We start from the raw sequence: 15,487 nt of genomic DNA, 5'->3' as shown, positions 1-15,487 counted from the left end.
CCAGTATGGGCTTTGTTCTTCTGATCCTTGGTGTGGCACTTTGGTGGGCCGCACATCTTTTTAAGCGCGCGATGCCGGAACGACGTGCCGCCATGGGCGACGCGGGCAAGGGCGTCGTGGCGCTCGCCTTGGTGGCCTCGGTATTGTTGATGATCTTCGGTTATCGCATGACCGATTTCATATATGTCTGGGCGCCGCCAACCTTTCTGATTCACGTCAACAACCTGCTGGTGTTGATCGCGTTCTATCTGGCCAGCCCTGCGGGAACCAAAGGTCGCCTGTTGAACAAAGTCCGTCACCCCATGCTGGGTGGCTTTAAACTCTGGGCCTTTGCGCACCTGTTGGTGAACGGTGATCTGGCCTCGATCATCCTGTTTGGTGGCTTGCTGGCCTGGGCAATTGTCGAAGTGATCGTGATCAACAAATCCGAACCAGACTGGGCGCCGGGCGAACCCGGCACATACGGCAAAGATGCCATGTTCTTTGTGGGCTCCATCGTGCTGCTGGGCGTTGTGGGCTATATTCACGGGCTGGTTGGTCCGTCTCCGTTTGGTGGATAAGGGGCCTAATCAATGGCGAAGCTTTATCGTTTGTTGACCGAGGAAGACACATCAGCCTTCTGCCACAAGGTCTCGGACGCGTTGGCAAAGGGATGGGAGCTTTATGGCGACCCGTCCTATGCCTTTGACGCCGCAAATAACGTGATGCGTTGCGCGCAGGCTGTGACCAAAGAGGTCGCCGCTGATTACACCCCCGACATGAAACTGGGACAGCAATAATGGCAAAAACCAATCCGGGTAACTTTTTCGAGGATTATTCAGTCGGGCAGATCCTGCATCACGCCGTGCCGCGCACGGTGACCGAAGGCGAGCGCGCGTTGTACCACGCGCTCTACCCTGCACGACATGCGCTCTATTCCTCGGATGAGTTCGCCCGGAATTGTGGCCTGCCGCAAAGCCCGATTGATGATCTGGCGGCGTTCCATGTGGTATTCGGCAAAACGGTTCCCGATATCTCGCTGAACGCGGTCGCCAATCTGGGCTATGCCGAGGGTCGCTGGCTGAAACCGGTCTATCCCGGCGATACCTTGCGCGCCGAATCCGAGGTGATCGGCCTCAAGCAAAACTCAAACGGCAAAACCGGCGTCGTCTGGGTCCGCACCCGCGGGCTGAACCAGCGCGACGAAGTGGTGATCGAGTATGTTCGCTGGGTCATGGTGCGCAAATCAAACCTCGACGCGCCTGCACCAGAGACGGTGGTGCCCAATCTGAAAAAGGCGCTTGATGTCAGCGATCTGGTGGTACCACCGGGGCTCGATTTCTCGAAATACAATTTTGTACAATCCGGCGAAAACCACCGCTGGGATGCGTACAACACGGAAGAAACGATTGATCACGTCGATGGCGTGACCGTCGAAGAGGCCGAGCACATGCTGGCCACCCGCCTGTGGCAGAACACCGCCAAAGTGCATTTCGACCTCACCTTCCGTCCAGAGGGACGGTTGATCTATGGCGGCCACGTTATCTCAATGGCGCGTGCCTTGTCGTTTAATGGCCTGGCGAATGCGCAGATGATCGTTGGCCTGAACGGCGGTGCCCATGCCAACCCTTGTTTCTCGGGCGATACGATCAAAGCCTGGTCCGAAGTTTTGGACAAGGCCGAGACCGGAACTCCCGGAATCGGTGCCATCCGCCTGCGCCTTGTTGCGACCAAAGGCGGCGAGCCTTTCACTTTGCGCAATCATGAAGGCAAGTACCTGTCTAACGTTTTGTTAGATTTGGATTATTGGGCTATTATGCCAATGTAGCCAATGCCTTCTGGCGGCTGACATTCAAGTGATCGCGGTCCGCGAAATCCATGCTACGCTTGGCGCATGATGATGTTTCGTGCGCTCGCCGCCAGCCTGTATCTGGCATCTCAGGCCTATGCTTGTGATTTGGCTCTGGCCTTGGCCGTAGACGTTTCAGGCTCGGTTGATTCCGAGGAATATCGTATCCAAATGGACGGTCTTGCCGCAGGTCTGCGGGACCCGATCGTATCCGAGGCCTTGGTGCGCGGACAGGCTCGGCTGATGCTTGTGCAATGGACTGGCAGTTCTCGCCAGAGGATCACGATCCCCTGGACCCGGATCGATAGTTTTAACACCTTGGACAGTTTTGCTGATCAGGTCGCAGCTGATCCTCGTGTCTGGCGTAACTTCTCAACTGCGATAGGTGAGGCGCTCGATATGACGGTTGCCAGCTTTGACGACGTGCCCGAATGCGAAAGGCATCTTATTGATCTTTCGGGCGACGGAATTTCGAATGAAGGAATCGAGCCGTCGACCATCCACGCCAAACTGCGGGATCGCGGCATCACCGTGAACGCGATCGCGATTGAAGAAAGTGAACCCGATCTGACAGCCTATTTCTTCGAGAACGTCATCGTTGGCGAGGGGGCCTTTGTCGTCTCTGCAGCAGGCTTCGCGGATTATCCCGAACGTATTCGCAAGAAGCTTTTACGCGAGGTGACACAGCAGACTGCAGGGCTGACGCCGCTCCAATAATAGATTCGTGATCACATTGCTTTTTCATTGAAAACGCTAACATTGGCGGTATCGAATGTAATTTGTGATCACGAGAATATTTTGTGTGATCACAAACACGGATTATCAGCGATTTTGCGTTAAATTTATTGGATTTTGCACCTGCAGCGCGTGACAGAGTCGTAAAAAACAGTAAAACGTTCGGTAGCCAACCGAAAAGGAGCCAACATGGCCGATGTAAATCGAGGCAACCGCCCGCTTTCTCCACATTTGACGATCTATCGTCCACAGATGACGTCCATATCTTCGATTATGGTGCGCATCACGGGTCTTGCTTCTTTTGGTTTGGCTTTGTTGGTCGTCTGGTGGTTACTTGCTGCGGCCACATCGGAAAGCGCCTTTGAGCTGATCAATGGATTGATGACCAGTTTCCTGGGTGATCTGGTCATGTTCGGCGCGGCTTGGGCCATTTTTTATCACATGCTGGGCCGTTTACGGCACGTCATCTGGGATCTGGGATATTGCGTGAATGTTGAAGTGTCCGAGAAGATGGGCATTGGCATGTTCGTGCTGGCAACTGTTCTGGCTCTGATCACAGCCGTAGCGCTTTAAGGGGAGGTTCGCGATGCAGTTTCTCACAGACCGTAAACGCGCGCAGGGCATGGGGGCCGGACGTGCAGGTACACATCGCCACTGGCAAATGATGCTCAGCTCGGCGGCATTGGTCATCCTTGTTCCGCTGTTTGTATTTACCTTCGGGCACGCCCTAGGCGGAACCTACGAAGAGGCTCTGGCCTATTACAGCCGCCCGTTCCCGGCGATTATCATGGGTCTGACACTGGTTGTTGTCGTCCCGCATTTGTTGCGCGAAGCCCAGGAAGCGATTGAGGACTACGTGCATGGCGTCGCGGAAAAGCTGGCGCTGATGGCCGCGCAAGCTTTTGCATACACACTCATTGCTGCGGGTCTGTTTGCGCTCGCGCGTCTGGCCCTCGGATATGCGCAGTAAGGAACAAGAACAATGACAGCAGCATATGAATACGAAACCCACGAATATGACGTGGTGGTTGTCGGTGCCGGTGGCGCGGGTCTGCGTGCAACATTGGGCATGGCCGAGCAGGGTTTGCGCACCGCTTGCGTGACGAAGGTATTCCCGACTCGTTCACACACAGTGGCCGCCCAAGGCGGCATTGCTGCGTCCTTGTCGAATATGGGGCCAGACCATTGGCAGTGGCACATGTATGACACCGTAAAGGGCTCGGACTGGCTGGGTGACACCGATGCGATGGAATACCTCGCGCGTGAAGCACCCAAAGCCGTATATGAGCTAGAACATTACGGAGTGCCATTCAGCCGGACCGAAGAAGGCAAGATCTATCAGCGCCCATTTGGTGGCCACACCACCGAATTTGGCGAAGGCCCCGCCGTGCAGCGGACCTGTGCCGCCGCCGACCGGACCGGTCATGCGATCCTGCACACGCTGTATGGTCAGTCGCTGAAGAACAACGCCGAGTTCTACATCGAGTATTTCGCCATTGATCTGATAATGTCTGAGGACGGACAGTGTCAGGGGGTCGTGTGCTGGAAGTTGGACGACGGCACGATGCACGTCTTCAACGCCAAGATGGTTGTTCTGGCGACCGGCGGCTATGGCCGCGCCTATTTCAGTGCAACCTCGGCACATACCTGCACCGGCGACGGTGGTGGTATGGTGGCCCGCGCGGGTCTTGCACTGCAGGATATGGAATTTGTTCAGTTCCACCCAACCGGCATCTACGGATCGGGCTGCCTGATCACCGAAGGTGCACGTGGTGAAGGCGGATACCTAACCAACTCGGAAGGCGAGCGATTCATGGAGCGCTATGCGCCTCAGTACAAAGACCTCGCGCCGCGCGACTACGTTAGCCGTTCAATGACCATGGAAATTCGCGAAGGGCGCGGCCACGGTGACAACGGCGATCACATCCATCTGAACCTCAGCCATTTGCCAGCCGAAGCTTTGGCGGAACGCCTACCGGGCATTTCAGAATCTGCGCGCGTCTTTGCCGGTGTTGACGTTACCAAGGAACCGATCCCGGTTCTGCCGACCGTGCACTATAACATGGGTGGTATCCCGACGAACTATTGGGGTGAAGTTCTGAACCCGACAGCCGACAACCCGACCGCCGTGGTCCCTGGTCTGATGGCTGTGGGCGAGGCCGGGTGTGCCTCGGTTCACGGGGCAAACCGTCTTGGTTCAAACTCGCTGATCGACCTCGTGGTGTTTGGCCGTGCGGCGGCGATCCGGGCGGGCAAAGTTGTGGATGCCGACGCGTCGAACCCGGTTCTGAACCAGGCCTCTGTAGATAAAGCGTTTGACAGGTTCGATGCGGCGCGCAACGCCAGCGGCGCAATTCCAACCGCAGATCTGCGGCTTGAGATGCAGCGCACCATGCAAGAGGACGCGGCGGTTTTCCGCACCTCGAAGACCATGGCTGAGGGCGTCGAGAAGATGACCGCGATCGCTGCCAAGATGGACGACCTGAAGGTTTCTGACAGATCGTTGGTCTGGAACAGCGATCTGATGGAGACGCTCGAGCTTACCAACCTGATGCCAAGCGCGCTCGCCACCATCGTTGGTGCCGAAGCGCGTAAGGAATCCCGCGGTGCACACGCCCATGAAGATTTCACCGAGCGTGACGATGAGAACTGGCGCGTCCACACGGTCAGCCGTGTCGATGGCAATAAAGTAGAGCTTAGCTACCGTCCGGTTATCGTTGATCCGCTGACGACCGAAGACGAGGGCGGCATCAGCATGAAAAGAATCGCGCCCAAGGCGCGGACGTTCTAAGGAGAGGAACCCATGGTACAACTGACCCTCCCCAAGAATTCCCGGATCACCACCGGTAAAACCTGGCCCAAGCCCGACGGCGCGACCAATGTGCGCAAATTCCAGATCTATCGCTGGAACCCGGATGATGGCCAGAACCCGCGCGTCGATACTTATTTCGTCGATATGGATACTTGCGGCCCGATGGTTCTGGACGCTCTGATCAAGATCAAGAATGAGATCGATCCGACTCTGACCTTCCGCCGTTCGTGCCGCGAAGGCATCTGCGGGTCCTGCGCGATGAACATCGACGGGATTAACACGCTGGCCTGTATCTATGGGATGGATGAGATCAAGGGCGACGTGAAGATCTACCCGCTGCCCCATATGCCGGTGGTCAAGGACCTGATCCCTGATCTGACTCATTTCTACGCCCAACACGCCTCGATCATGCCGTGGTTGGAGACTAAGACCAATCGTCCGGCAAAAGAGTGGAAGCAATCCATCGAAGACCGCAAGAAATTGGATGGTCTCTATGAATGTGTGATGTGTGCCAGTTGCTCGACCTCGTGCCCCAGCTACTGGTGGAACGGCGACCGCTATCTCGGCCCTGCCGCGCTGTTGCATGCTTACCGCTGGATCATCGACAGTCGGGATGAGGCCACCGGTGAGCGCTTGGACGAGCTGGAAGATCCGTTCAAGCTGTATCGCTGCCACACCATCATGAACTGCGCCAAGACCTGCCCCAAGGGTCTGAATCCGGCCAAAGCGATTGCAGAAATCAAGAAGATGATGGTGGACCGCGCGGTCTGATCACGCGCCAAAACAAAGCACTTGCCGGGTTGCGGCAAGTGCATGCCGCCTCTGCAAAACTATGCGATGCGCTTGTACGAGCGCGGATCTAAAGTTGGCGCAGGGAGGAGTGATGAGTTCGAAAAGAGGTCACTCCGATGAACATGCAAAACCAAAAACACGACGCGACCAAAGCGCTGGAATTTCTGGAGCAAGCCTGGGCCTACTATACGCCCGAGCCCAAAGTTCCGGCCAAAGACGAAACACCAGAATTGTTTGAATATGCGAACGCGGCCTGACCGTGTCGCGCGGGCTTGAAAATTACGACACTATAGGCAATGCAGAGCTATGCCCGTTCTATTGCTTCTGCTCGCCGCTGGCGTATTTGCCTATTTTTTCTGGCGGTCCCGCACGTCGTCTCTGACGCGCGACTGCAGGTGGCGGCAACATCGAAGCGAGGGCCAGTGGCGCTGTGCTTACTGTGGCGCGGTGTCAAAATCTGATGTTGAGCCCACGCAGTGTCTGAAAGGGCAATAGCTGCTGTTGGGGGTTTCCCACCGGGCCGAACTGCGCCACTCTCGGCCCATGTCAGAATCTCGGAATACTCCCCGCCCACCCATGGATGCAGATGCGCGCCGCGCGATTGCGCCCGTTATTTGCTACCCGAATGAAGGGCTACCAAAACCCGATCTAGGGCTCTATCAAACTGGGCGTGATACAGCGCACAAAACGGGTGAGGTGTTGGTGCCACCGCGAGATGCGCGATGCTTTGAGGTGCCTGCAGGGCATTTCTTTAGGATCACTTCTGTTGAAGGATCGCAAGTTGGCGATCTAAACCTGTGGAACCTCAACGACCTTTCCGAGCGGTTCTATTCCGGCAAGACGCGCGCGTTGCATGGCACACATATCACCCTGGGTGAGCGCATGTGGTCGAGCTTTCCACATATGCGACCGATGGCGACAATCATTGCAGATACGCTGGGGTGGTACGGAATCGATGATTTCGGCGGGTCGGTGCACGATGTGATCGGGACCCGATGTGATCCCTATACCGGTAATTTGCTAGCTGGATCCCAGTACCATCACTGTTGCCATTCGAATCTGACACGCGCGCTGGCGGATCATTTGGGCGTCTCTTTGGCCGAAGCCGAGCCTGCGGTACATGATGTATTGAACGTGTTCATGTGCACCGGTTTCACGCGTGATACCGGGCAGTATTTCATGAAAGCCTCACCTGTCCGTCCGGGAGACTATCTTGAGTTTTTCGCCGAGATTGACCTGCTGGGAAATCTAAGCGCGTGCCCGGGCGGTGATTGCTCGTCCGAGCATTCATCGGATACCGCAGCCTGTTATCCCCTGCTGGTAGAAACCTTTGCCCCGGCTGAAGGTGCGCTTGAGGGATGGCGCAGCCCCGCGCGCAACGGATATGACCGCACGCACGGGCGCTAGATATCGCGCAATTCAGCTGTCCGGGAACGCCGCCTGCAGCGCGATTTCGACCATGTCGCCAAAACTGCTTTCTCGGTCCGAGGAGGGCAGGGCTTCGCCGGTCAGCAGGTGGTCCGAGACTGTCAGTACCGCCAATGCGCGGCATTTGTGACGCGCGGCAAGGATGTAAAGCTCTGCCGCTTCCATCTCGACACCCAAAATACCGTGCCGAACCATTTGTTCGTTCAGGTCCGGGCGTTCGTCATAAAAGACATCGGATGAATAGATGCCGCCAACATGGGTTGGCGTACCTTTGGCTTGTGCAGCCAATGCTGCAGACTGCAAAAGACCCCAATCCGCGCAAGGGGCGAAGTTTATTTCTCTCATGATCCCGCGCGAAGGGGTGCTGAGTGTGGTCGACGTCATCGCCAGAATAACATCACGCACATTCACACTGTCTTGCATCCCGCCACATGACCCGATCCGGATCAGAGTTTTGGCGCCGTAGTCACGGATCAATTCGTTCACGTAGATCGACAGAGACGGCATCCCCATGCCACTACCCTGAATGGTAACACGATTTCCTTTCCAGGTGCCGGTGAACCCCAGCATGCCACGCACTTCGTTTACCAGCTTTACGTCTTCAAGAAACGTTTCGGCCGCCCATTTTGCGCGATACGGGTCGCCGGGCAAAAGAACGGTTTCGGCAATCTCGCCTTTTTGGGCTCCAATATGGATAGTCATTTTGCCACTTTCCCCCGATCAGATTTCCAGATCAGTAATATCGGTACCGGCTTTGATTGCGTCATGAACCCACTGCGGTTTGCGGCCCCGCCCGGTCCAGGTTTGCGACGGATTGTTCGGATTTTGATATTTCGCTTTAGATGATTTTGCCGATTTAGCGCTGTCTCCTGACAATTCAGACAACGAAAACCCATATTCCGCCGCCGCCTTTTCGGCAGCTTTCAACGCTTCTTTTCGCTCACGCACTTCGGCGGTTTTTAGCGCCTTTTCGACCCGATTGCGCAATTCGAGCAGTTCTTTGCGCGACATTTTTTCAAGATCGATCGCCATAATCTTCTCCATTTCGGCTATTCCCCTACTTATTGCAGGGGAAATTGAATAAACCCGAACCTATCTATTCCCATTTTACCGGAAATAGAAATGGAGATTTCTGTAATATGCTTTTCTATTCAGCCGCAATTTCCGTTGGGTCAACCAATGTGACGATATCGCCCATGATTGCATTCAATTCGAAATTTTTCGGCGTATAGATTTTCGATACACCCATGGAACGCAATTGATCCGCGTCCTCATCGGGGATGATCCCACCTACAATGACGGGAATATCGCTTAGCCCTGCTGCTTTCAGCCGCGTCATCACGTCCTTCACCAAAGGCAGGTGGCTGCCAGAGAGGATCGATAGACCAATCACATGCGCTTTGTCTTCTTGTGCCGCAGTTACGATTTCTTCGGGCGTAAGACGAATACCTTCGTAACTGATATCCATGCCACAGTCGCGTGCGCGGAAGGCGATCTGTTCGGCTCCGTTCGAGTGTCCGTCCAGACCAGGTTTGCCAACAAGAAACTTCAGCCTGCGCCCCAGTCGGTCGCTTACCGCATCTACGGCTGCGCGCAGGTCTTCCAGACCTTCGGTTTTGTTCGAAACAGATCCCGAGACGCCGGTTGGTCCACGATATGTACCGTAGGCCTTGCGCATTTCCTCGGCCCATTCGCCAGTTGTGACACCGGCCTTGGCCGCAGCGATTGAAGGTGCCATCACGTTGGCACCGGATCGCGCTGCTTCGCGCAATGCTTGCAGCGCCGCGGCCACTGCTGCGTCATCCCGATCCGCACGCCAGTCGTTCAAGCGTCCGATTTGTTCCTGTTCAACCGCCGGGTCGACGACCATGATGCCGCCATCCTCGGTCTGCAAAGGCGAGGCTTCGCCCTCGGTCCATTTGTTTACGCCAACGACGACGGTTTCATTGCGTTCAATACGGTTCAGGCGCTCGGCATTGGACTCGACCAGCCGCGATTTCATGTATTCGATCGAGGCTACCGCGCCGCCCATTGATTCGAGATTAGCCAATTCGGCTCGTGCGCCATTTTTAAGTTCTTCGACTTTGGCGTCGACAACCGGATTGCCGTCGAACAAATCGCCATATTCCAGCAGATCGGTTTCATAGGCGAGGATTTGTTGCATCCGCATCGACCATTGCTGATCCCAGGGACGAGGCAGGCCGAGCGCTTCGTTCCATGCAGGCAACTGCACCGCACGTGCGCGGGCACGTTTGGATAGCGTCACCGCAAGCATTTCAATCAGTATGCGATAAACGTTGTTTTCCGGCTGCTGTTCGGTCAGCCCCAGCGAGTTTACCTGAACGCCATAACGGAATCGGCGGAACTTGGGGTCTTCAATGCCATAGCGCTGCTGCAGAATTTCGTCCCAAAGATCCACAAAGGCGCGCATTTTGCACATTTCGGTGACAAACCGGATGCCCGCATTCACAAAAAACGAAATCCGCCCGCAGAGTGCCGGGAAGTCTTCAGCTGGAACGCGCGGGCGAAGTTCGTCCAGCACTGCAATGGCAGTCGCCAGAGCATAGGCCAGCTCTTGCTCAGGCGTCGCGCCTGCTTCTTGCAGGTGGTACGAACACACATTCATCGGGTTCCATTTGGGCACGTTATCGTAGCAATATTCGGCCACGTCCGCGATCATCTTCAGCGATGGCTTTGGTGGGCACACATAAGTGCCGCGGCTCAGGTATTCCTTGATCAGGTCGTTCTGGACGGTCCCCTGCAATTTCGAGACGTCCGCGCCCTGTTCCTCGGCAACTGCGATATAAAGCGCCAAAAGCCAAGGAGCAGTCGCATTGATCGTCATCGAGGTATTCATCTGTTCCAGCGGAATTTGATCGAACAGTACCCGCATGTCCCCCAGATGGCAGATCGGAACCCCAACTTTTCCAACTTCGCCGCGCGCCAAAGTGTGATCGCTGTCATACCCTGTTTGGGTTGGCAGATCGAAGGCCACGGATAGGCCGGTCTGACCTTTGGCCAGGTTCGCACGATAAAGCGAATTTGACGCTTTGGCCGTTGAGTGACCGGCATATGTACGGATGAGCCAGGGGCGATCTTTCTGCAACTGCGTCATGGGTCGGGCCTCGCGGATCGGTGGGTAACAAAATTACGTTCTATGGTGGTAAATAGTAATTTTCAGTACATGTCAATTCGCTGCGTTGCGGCATCGACGGTTTCTGCAGATTGTGGGTGGTCGCGTTTGATGGCACTGTGCCCGAATGATGCAGACTGTGGAAATCCCGCTTTGGCTGTTTGTGCTGATCGTGCTGTTTGCCGCGGTCACATTTGCCTCGCATTTTTTGTTTCCGTCGGTGCGCTGGTTTTTCCGCCGCCGCCTTGAGCGCGCCGTCGCACGGTTGAACAAGCGCCTTCAGCGCCCGATCCAACCGTTCAAGTTGGCGGGGCGGCATGACATGATTCAACGGCTTATCTATGACCCGCAAGTAAGCCGGGCGGTGCAGCAGCATGCCAAAGAAGAAGGTGTGCCTGACGCTGTTGCCTCAGAATTGGCACGGCGTTATGCGCGCGAGATTGCGCCCTCATTCTCGACAGTGGCGTATTTCAGCATCGCGATCCGTTTTGCCCGCATGCTGAGCAACGCCTTTTACAAGGTGCAGTTGGGTTACGAGGACAAAGCCGCGCTGGACAGTATCGATCCCGATGCGACGGTCGTTTATGTCATGAACCACCGCAGCAATATGGATTACGTGCTGGTCACCTATCTGGCGGCAGACCATTCGACCTTATCCTATGCTGTGGGCGAGTGGGCCCGTGTCTGGCCACTAAGTCGATTGATTCGCGCGATGGGGGCCTATTTCATTCGCCGCAAGTCGGGTAGCGACCTATATCGACAGGTCCTTGCAAGCTATGTAAGGCACGCGACCGAAGCGGGCGTGACGCAGGCCATGTTCCCTGAGGGCGGGCTGAGTCTGACTGGCAAACTGGGGCGTCCCAAGCTGGGATTGTTGAAGTATATCCTTGACGGAGTCGAACCGCAGGGGCGGGATGTGGTGTTTGTTCCGGTTGCTTTGAACTATGATCGGGTGCTTGAAGATACCGTATTAACAGCGGCAGCGAAGGATAGTGAACGCCGCTTCCGCGCGCGGATCGGGGTTATCACCCGCTGGTCGCTCAAGCAGATTTGGCGCAAGCTCGTCGGGCGCTACAAGAGATTCGGGATTGCCTCGGTGCGGTATGCGACACCGATTTCCCTGAAGGAATTTCGAGTCGCGCACGAACGGGACCTAACAACCGATCTGGCCCGCGAGTTGATGCGCAGGATCGGCGCCGCAATTCCCTTTGTTCCAGTGCCTGCTGCGTGTCGGCTGGTTCAGGAAGAAGGTGAGATGTCAGAGCAGGAGTTGAAGGCGCGTTTGCTGACGTTGGGCGGCGACGCGGTTGCCCAGGATGATGGAGAGGCTGTTGACGATGCCATCAATCAGTTGGTCGAGCGACGGATTCTGCGTCGTGAGGCTGGAGTGTTGCGCCCATCAGGCGAGCGATCAGAGCTGCTTGCTTATTACGCGGCAGCATCAGAACCCGTTGTTCGGGCTGAGAATGATGCAAGTGCAGAAAGTCTTTCTGCAACTGCTGGGTCATAAAATTACAAAATAGATACCAAAAACGGTTGCAATATTACTCAGGGGCTAATATTTCGTCTTTGGAAAGCCGCGATTCTGCGGCGCGGCAACAGTTGGAAAAAGGAGGCCAGCATGGCTTTGGATGTCGACAGCGGTATCGCGTCGTATGAGGCGCCGGAAAAGGACCTCTACGAGATGGGTGAAATCCCCCCGATGGGGTATGTTCCTAAGCAAATGTATGCCTGGGCCATCCGGAAAGAGCGCCACGGTGAGCCAGACACAGCGATGCAGCTGGAAGTCGTTGATGTCCCGAAGCTGGACAGCCACGAAGTGCTGGTTCTCGTTATGGCGGCGGGTGTGAACTACAACGGCGTCTGGGCATCGCTTGGCAAGCCGATCAGCCCGTTTGATGGCCACGGCCAACCCTTTCACATCGCAGGTTCAGATGCGTCGGGCATCGTCTGGGCGGTTGGTGACAAAGTGAAGCGCTGGAAAGTCGGCGATGAAGTCGTGATTCACTGCAACCAGGACGATGGCGATGACGAACACTGCAATGGTGGTGATCCGATGTATTCGCCCAGCCAGCGCATCTGGGGATATGAGACACCTGATGGCTCGTTCGCGCAGTTTACAAATGTTCAGGCACAGCAGCTGATGCCGCGTCCCAAGCACCTGACCTGGGAAGAAAGCGCCTGCTACACGCTGACCTTGGCAACAGCCTATCGGATGCTTTTTGGGCACGAACCGCACGATCTAAAGCCGGGCCAGAACGTCCTGGTTTGGGGCGCATCGGGCGGTCTGGGCTCTTACGCGATACAGTTGATCAACACTGCGGGTGCCAATGCGATCGGCGTGATATCGGATGAAAGCAAGCGTGAGTTTGTGATGGACCTTGGCGCCAAAGGCGTCATCAACCGCAAGGATTTCAACTGCTGGGGCCAGCTGCCCACGGTGAATACTCCGGAATATGCTGAATGGTTCAAAGAAGCCCGCAAGTTTGGCAAGGCCATCTGGGATATTACCGGCAAAGGTGTGAACGTCGACATGGTGTTCGAGCACCCCGGCGAAAGCACGTTCCCGGTGTCCACTTTTGTCGTGAAAAAGGGAGGTATGGTTGTGATCTGCGCCGGGACCACTGGCTACAACCTGACCTTCGACGTGCGTTACATGTGGATGCACCAGAAACGCTTGCAGGGCTCGCATTTTGCGCATCTCAAACAGGCCTCGGCTGCAAACCAGCTAATGGTCGAGCGCCGCTTGGATCCGTGCATGTCCGAAGTGTTCACTTGGCAGGATCTGCCTGAGGCGCACATGAAGATGATGCGCAACGAACACAAGCCGGGCAACATGTCGGTGCTGGTTCAGGCTCCGCATACAGGCATGCGCACCCTTGAAGAAGTATTGGCTGCCCGCGACTAACGGTCTCAGGCAAACAGCAGCTGCAACACCCGCAGGGCGCAAACACGCCTTGCGGGTGTTCATCGTTTCTATCGATGATTATGCATTTTCAATGCTTTAAGAAATCGCACCCCGCTATTTCTGGGGAGTAGAAAGCAGCGAGTAGGCCGAATTAGTCTGCACATGTTATGGTTGTGTTAACCCTTCGTTAACTATTTCGGGGACACCCTGATGGCGCAAAATGAGTGGATTTTGGACGTTCTGTCGGACCTCAACGCCTTTGCTGTGGCGAATGGGTTGAGCGCGCTGGCCGAGCAGCTTGACGACACAAGACTGATCGCCGCGGCCGAGATTGCGTCCTCAAAGGATGAGGCTTGCGCGCCCGCGAATGGGAAGAAAATTCGATTTGAGCCAGATCCTAGGGGATTTGGAAAGCACCAGCACGCTTGACGAGCTGACCAGCGTAGCAGTCCAGTTGCGGGACAAGCTGCAAATTGACCACATGACATATCATTGGGTTGATGGGGCCGGGGATCAATACGGGTTCACGACTTATTCGGATGCCTGGGATGAACGGTATCGAGACAGGAATTATCATCGTATTGATCCGGTTATTCTGGGTTGTTTTCAGCGATTTCACGCTGTGGACTGGAAACAGTTGAATTGGTCGGGCAAAGCAGTAAAGGCCTTCCTGCAGGACGCGCAGGAACATGGCGTCGGCAATCAGGGCTATTCGATCCCGCTGCGGGGGCCAGGCGGGCAATTCGCGCTGTTTACGGTCAACAACAGCTGCGATGACATCGCATGGCAGGCATTTGTCGAAACGTATGGCCGCGATCTCATATTGGTGGCGCATTTCCTCAATCGAAAAGCGCTGGAATTTGCAAAAGAACGGCAGCCGGACAACATGCGGGGGCTCTCGCCCCGCGAAATCGATGCAATGACATTGCTGGCGCTGGGGTATAGCCGAGCGCAGGTGGCGCACTCGCTTTCCATTTCTGAGCATACGCTCAGGGCCTATATCGAAAGCGCACGCTCAAAACTCGGTGCGCAAAATACGACTCATGCAATCGCCACTGCACTCAGTAGAGGATTAATAGTCGTTTAACGACCGTACGGTGGTCTCACCTTAAATTAACCACGTGTTCGTACCCCCTTTGTTCCAACTATGGACGACAAGGGGAACACGTCATGTTGCGTTATTTGTATGCCGATGAGCTGCATAACTTTCCGGAATTGGCCAGGGGGATGTTCAGGGATCGCGCGGATCAGTTCAAAACCCGCCTTGGCTGGGATGTTAAGGTTAATGAAAAGGGGGAAGAGCGGGATCAGTACGATGACCTGAACCCGCTCTATGTGATTTGGGAAGAGGCAGATGGCAGCCATGGCGGGTCCATGCGGATCCTACCGACGACCGGTCCGGTCATGGTGAACGACATATTCGGACATCTCACCGGGTGCAGTCCGATCCGAAGCCCACTAATCTGGGAGGTCACTCGCTTTTGCCTCTCGCGCAACGCCAGCGCTCATACCGCCGGGGCCATCATGCTGAGCGGCGGTGAGGTGATGGAAGGGTTTGGCCTGACCCACATAGCGGGCGTTTTTGATGCCCGCATGATCCGGATCTACCGTATGATCGGATCGTCTCCGGTGGTTTTGGGCACCGAAGGGAAAGGGCGCGATCAGATCTCGGTCGGCCTGTGGCCTTATTCAGCGGATGATTGCAACCGTGTAGCAGCCCGCGCAGGCATCCCGCGAGAGTTGTCGCGCCTGTGGTTCAAGACAGCATTTGGCCATGGCGCACAGCACCGGTTCGCTTTGTCGGCATAAGCATACGGAAAAACCAATCGGCATCTGGCAGCGCGCGGCGCG

General features: G+C 55.9%; 18 protein-coding genes. 15 read left to right on the top strand and 3 right to left on the bottom strand.

What is annotated here, in order from left to right; translation table 11 throughout:
• Nucleotides 1–5 precede the first annotated feature (5 nt).
• The 10 genes from ACRZ9U_RS11965 to ACRZ9U_RS11920 all read left to right on the top strand — a co-directional run bounded on the left by ACRZ9U_RS11965 (nucleotide 6) and on the right by ACRZ9U_RS11920 (nucleotide 7,574).
• Entirely contained in the window at nucleotides 6–560 is a 555-nt protein-coding gene (locus tag ACRZ9U_RS11965) for an NnrU family protein (RefSeq protein WP_170395794.1), read from the top strand.
• A 12-nt stretch (nucleotides 561–572) separates the two neighbouring features.
• Nucleotides 573–779: a DUF1737 domain-containing protein gene (locus ACRZ9U_RS11960; protein ID WP_170408336.1), complete on the top strand. Its 207-nt coding sequence runs from the start codon at nucleotides 573–575 to the stop codon at nucleotides 777–779.
• Nucleotides 779–1,807: a MaoC family dehydratase gene (locus ACRZ9U_RS11955; RefSeq protein ID WP_170408335.1), complete on the top strand. Its 1,029-nt coding sequence runs from the start codon at nucleotides 779–781 to the stop codon at nucleotides 1,805–1,807. Before ACRZ9U_RS11960 ends, ACRZ9U_RS11955 begins: the two co-directional genes overlap by 1 nt.
• Nucleotides 1,808–1,873: 66 nt before the next feature.
• On the top strand, nucleotides 1,874–2,545 hold the full coding sequence (locus tag ACRZ9U_RS11950) for a DUF1194 domain-containing protein (RefSeq protein WP_370644346.1): 672 nt from the start codon (nucleotides 1,874–1,876) through the stop codon (nucleotides 2,543–2,545).
• Between the two features lie 207 nt (nucleotides 2,546–2,752).
• The gene (sdhC, locus tag ACRZ9U_RS11945) at nucleotides 2,753–3,136 is read left to right on the top strand and encodes a succinate dehydrogenase, cytochrome b556 subunit (protein ID WP_170408334.1); all 384 of its coding nucleotides are present in this window, start codon (nucleotides 2,753–2,755) and stop codon (nucleotides 3,134–3,136) included.
• A 13-nt stretch (nucleotides 3,137–3,149) separates the two neighbouring features.
• The gene (locus ACRZ9U_RS11940; RefSeq protein ID WP_170408333.1) at nucleotides 3,150–3,533 is read left to right on the top strand and encodes a succinate dehydrogenase, hydrophobic membrane anchor protein; all 384 of its coding nucleotides are present in this window, start codon (nucleotides 3,150–3,152) and stop codon (nucleotides 3,531–3,533) included.
• A 12-nt stretch (nucleotides 3,534–3,545) separates the two neighbouring features.
• Nucleotides 3,546–5,354: a succinate dehydrogenase flavoprotein subunit gene (gene sdhA, locus ACRZ9U_RS11935; RefSeq protein WP_170395802.1), complete on the top strand. Its 1,809-nt coding sequence runs from the start codon at nucleotides 3,546–3,548 to the stop codon at nucleotides 5,352–5,354.
• Nucleotides 5,355–5,366: 12 nt separating this feature from the next.
• Nucleotides 5,367–6,146: a succinate dehydrogenase iron-sulfur subunit gene (locus ACRZ9U_RS11930; protein WP_170408332.1), complete on the top strand. Its 780-nt coding sequence runs from the start codon at nucleotides 5,367–5,369 to the stop codon at nucleotides 6,144–6,146.
• A gap of 137 nt (nucleotides 6,147–6,283) precedes the next feature.
• Nucleotides 6,284–6,424, top strand: coding sequence for a hypothetical protein (locus ACRZ9U_RS11925; protein ID WP_170408331.1), 141 nt, complete (start codon nucleotides 6,284–6,286; stop codon nucleotides 6,422–6,424).
• 286 nt (nucleotides 6,425–6,710) lie between these two features.
• Nucleotides 6,711–7,574, top strand: a complete 864-nt coding sequence (locus ACRZ9U_RS11920) for a DUF1989 domain-containing protein (RefSeq protein WP_170408330.1) — start codon at nucleotides 6,711–6,713, stop codon at nucleotides 7,572–7,574.
• A gap of 12 nt (nucleotides 7,575–7,586) precedes the next feature.
• Here the strand turns inward: ACRZ9U_RS11920 and deoD are convergent, their stop codons facing one another.
• From deoD to ACRZ9U_RS11905, 3 genes are all read right to left on the bottom strand, one after another.
• Nucleotides 7,587–8,297 carry a purine-nucleoside phosphorylase gene (deoD, locus tag ACRZ9U_RS11915; protein ID WP_170408329.1) on the bottom strand — a complete coding sequence of 237 codons (711 nt, stop codon included), beginning with the start codon at nucleotides 8,295–8,297 and terminating at the stop codon, nucleotides 7,587–7,589.
• An 18-nt stretch (nucleotides 8,298–8,315) separates the two neighbouring features.
• Nucleotides 8,316–8,627, bottom strand: a complete 312-nt coding sequence (locus ACRZ9U_RS11910; protein ID WP_170408328.1) for an H-NS histone family protein — start codon at nucleotides 8,625–8,627, stop codon at nucleotides 8,316–8,318.
• Between the two features lie 115 nt (nucleotides 8,628–8,742).
• A complete protein-coding gene (locus tag ACRZ9U_RS11905; protein ID WP_170408327.1) occupies nucleotides 8,743–10,710 on the bottom strand; it encodes a protein meaA in 1,968 nt (655 codons plus the stop codon).
• A gap of 145 nt (nucleotides 10,711–10,855) precedes the next feature.
• Here ACRZ9U_RS11905 and ACRZ9U_RS11900 point away from each other — a divergent pair, with 145 nt between their 5' ends.
• The 5 genes from ACRZ9U_RS11900 (at nucleotide 10,856) to ACRZ9U_RS11880 (ending at nucleotide 15,445) form a co-directional block, all read left to right on the top strand.
• Complete coding sequence (locus tag ACRZ9U_RS11900) at nucleotides 10,856–12,238, top strand: 1-acyl-sn-glycerol-3-phosphate acyltransferase (protein WP_170408326.1); 1,383 nt, start codon at nucleotides 10,856–10,858, stop codon at nucleotides 12,236–12,238.
• Between the two features lie 111 nt (nucleotides 12,239–12,349).
• The gene (gene ccrA, locus ACRZ9U_RS11895; RefSeq protein ID WP_170395824.1) at nucleotides 12,350–13,636 is read left to right on the top strand and encodes a crotonyl-CoA carboxylase/reductase; all 1,287 of its coding nucleotides are present in this window, start codon (nucleotides 12,350–12,352) and stop codon (nucleotides 13,634–13,636) included.
• 210 nt (nucleotides 13,637–13,846) lie between these two features.
• Nucleotides 13,847–14,065, top strand: a complete 219-nt coding sequence (locus ACRZ9U_RS11890; RefSeq protein WP_152610760.1) for a hypothetical protein — start codon at nucleotides 13,847–13,849, stop codon at nucleotides 14,063–14,065.
• Nucleotides 14,004–14,723: a helix-turn-helix transcriptional regulator gene (locus ACRZ9U_RS11885; RefSeq protein ID WP_170395826.1), complete on the top strand. Its 720-nt coding sequence runs from the start codon at nucleotides 14,004–14,006 to the stop codon at nucleotides 14,721–14,723. Before ACRZ9U_RS11890 ends, ACRZ9U_RS11885 begins: the two co-directional genes overlap by 62 nt.
• An 83-nt stretch (nucleotides 14,724–14,806) precedes the next feature.
• Nucleotides 14,807–15,445, top strand: a complete 639-nt coding sequence (locus tag ACRZ9U_RS11880; protein WP_170408325.1) for an acyl-homoserine-lactone synthase — start codon at nucleotides 14,807–14,809, stop codon at nucleotides 15,443–15,445.
• Nucleotides 15,446–15,487 lie beyond the last annotated feature (42 nt).

The organism is Ruegeria sp. D7, assembly GCF_056534355.1.
Note: the sequence above shows the minus strand (reverse complement) of the source record. Positions and strands in the feature narration are given on the sequence as shown.

Coding starts and splice junctions, on each gene's coding strand:
- ACRZ9U_RS11965 (WP_170395794.1), top strand. CDS start 6: ATGGGCTTTGTTCTTCTGATCCTTGGTGTGGCACTTTGGTGGGCCGCA.
- ACRZ9U_RS11960 (WP_170408336.1), top strand. CDS start 573: ATGGCGAAGCTTTATCGTTTGTTGACCGAGGAAGACACATCAGCCTTC.
- ACRZ9U_RS11955 (WP_170408335.1), top strand. CDS start 779: ATGGCAAAAACCAATCCGGGTAACTTTTTCGAGGATTATTCAGTCGGG.
- ACRZ9U_RS11950 (WP_370644346.1), top strand. CDS start 1,874: ATGATGATGTTTCGTGCGCTCGCCGCCAGCCTGTATCTGGCATCTCAG.
- sdhC (WP_170408334.1), top strand. CDS start 2,753: ATGGCCGATGTAAATCGAGGCAACCGCCCGCTTTCTCCACATTTGACG.
- ACRZ9U_RS11940 (WP_170408333.1), top strand. CDS start 3,150: ATGCAGTTTCTCACAGACCGTAAACGCGCGCAGGGCATGGGGGCCGGA.
- sdhA (WP_170395802.1), top strand. CDS start 3,546: ATGACAGCAGCATATGAATACGAAACCCACGAATATGACGTGGTGGTT.
- ACRZ9U_RS11930 (WP_170408332.1), top strand. CDS start 5,367: ATGGTACAACTGACCCTCCCCAAGAATTCCCGGATCACCACCGGTAAA.
- ACRZ9U_RS11925 (WP_170408331.1), top strand. CDS start 6,284: ATGAACATGCAAAACCAAAAACACGACGCGACCAAAGCGCTGGAATTT.
- ACRZ9U_RS11920 (WP_170408330.1), top strand. CDS start 6,711: ATGTCAGAATCTCGGAATACTCCCCGCCCACCCATGGATGCAGATGCG.
- deoD (WP_170408329.1), bottom strand. CDS start 8,297: ATGACTATCCATATTGGAGCCCAAAAAGGCGAGATTGCCGAAACCGTT.
- ACRZ9U_RS11910 (WP_170408328.1), bottom strand. CDS start 8,627: ATGGCGATCGATCTTGAAAAAATGTCGCGCAAAGAACTGCTCGAATTG.
- ACRZ9U_RS11905 (WP_170408327.1), bottom strand. CDS start 10,710: ATGACGCAGTTGCAGAAAGATCGCCCCTGGCTCATCCGTACATATGCC.
- ACRZ9U_RS11900 (WP_170408326.1), top strand. CDS start 10,856: ATGATGCAGACTGTGGAAATCCCGCTTTGGCTGTTTGTGCTGATCGTG.
- ccrA (WP_170395824.1), top strand. CDS start 12,350: ATGGCTTTGGATGTCGACAGCGGTATCGCGTCGTATGAGGCGCCGGAA.
- ACRZ9U_RS11890 (WP_152610760.1), top strand. CDS start 13,847: ATGGCGCAAAATGAGTGGATTTTGGACGTTCTGTCGGACCTCAACGCC.
- ACRZ9U_RS11885 (WP_170395826.1), top strand. CDS start 14,004: ATGGGAAGAAAATTCGATTTGAGCCAGATCCTAGGGGATTTGGAAAGC.
- ACRZ9U_RS11880 (WP_170408325.1), top strand. CDS start 14,807: ATGTTGCGTTATTTGTATGCCGATGAGCTGCATAACTTTCCGGAATTG.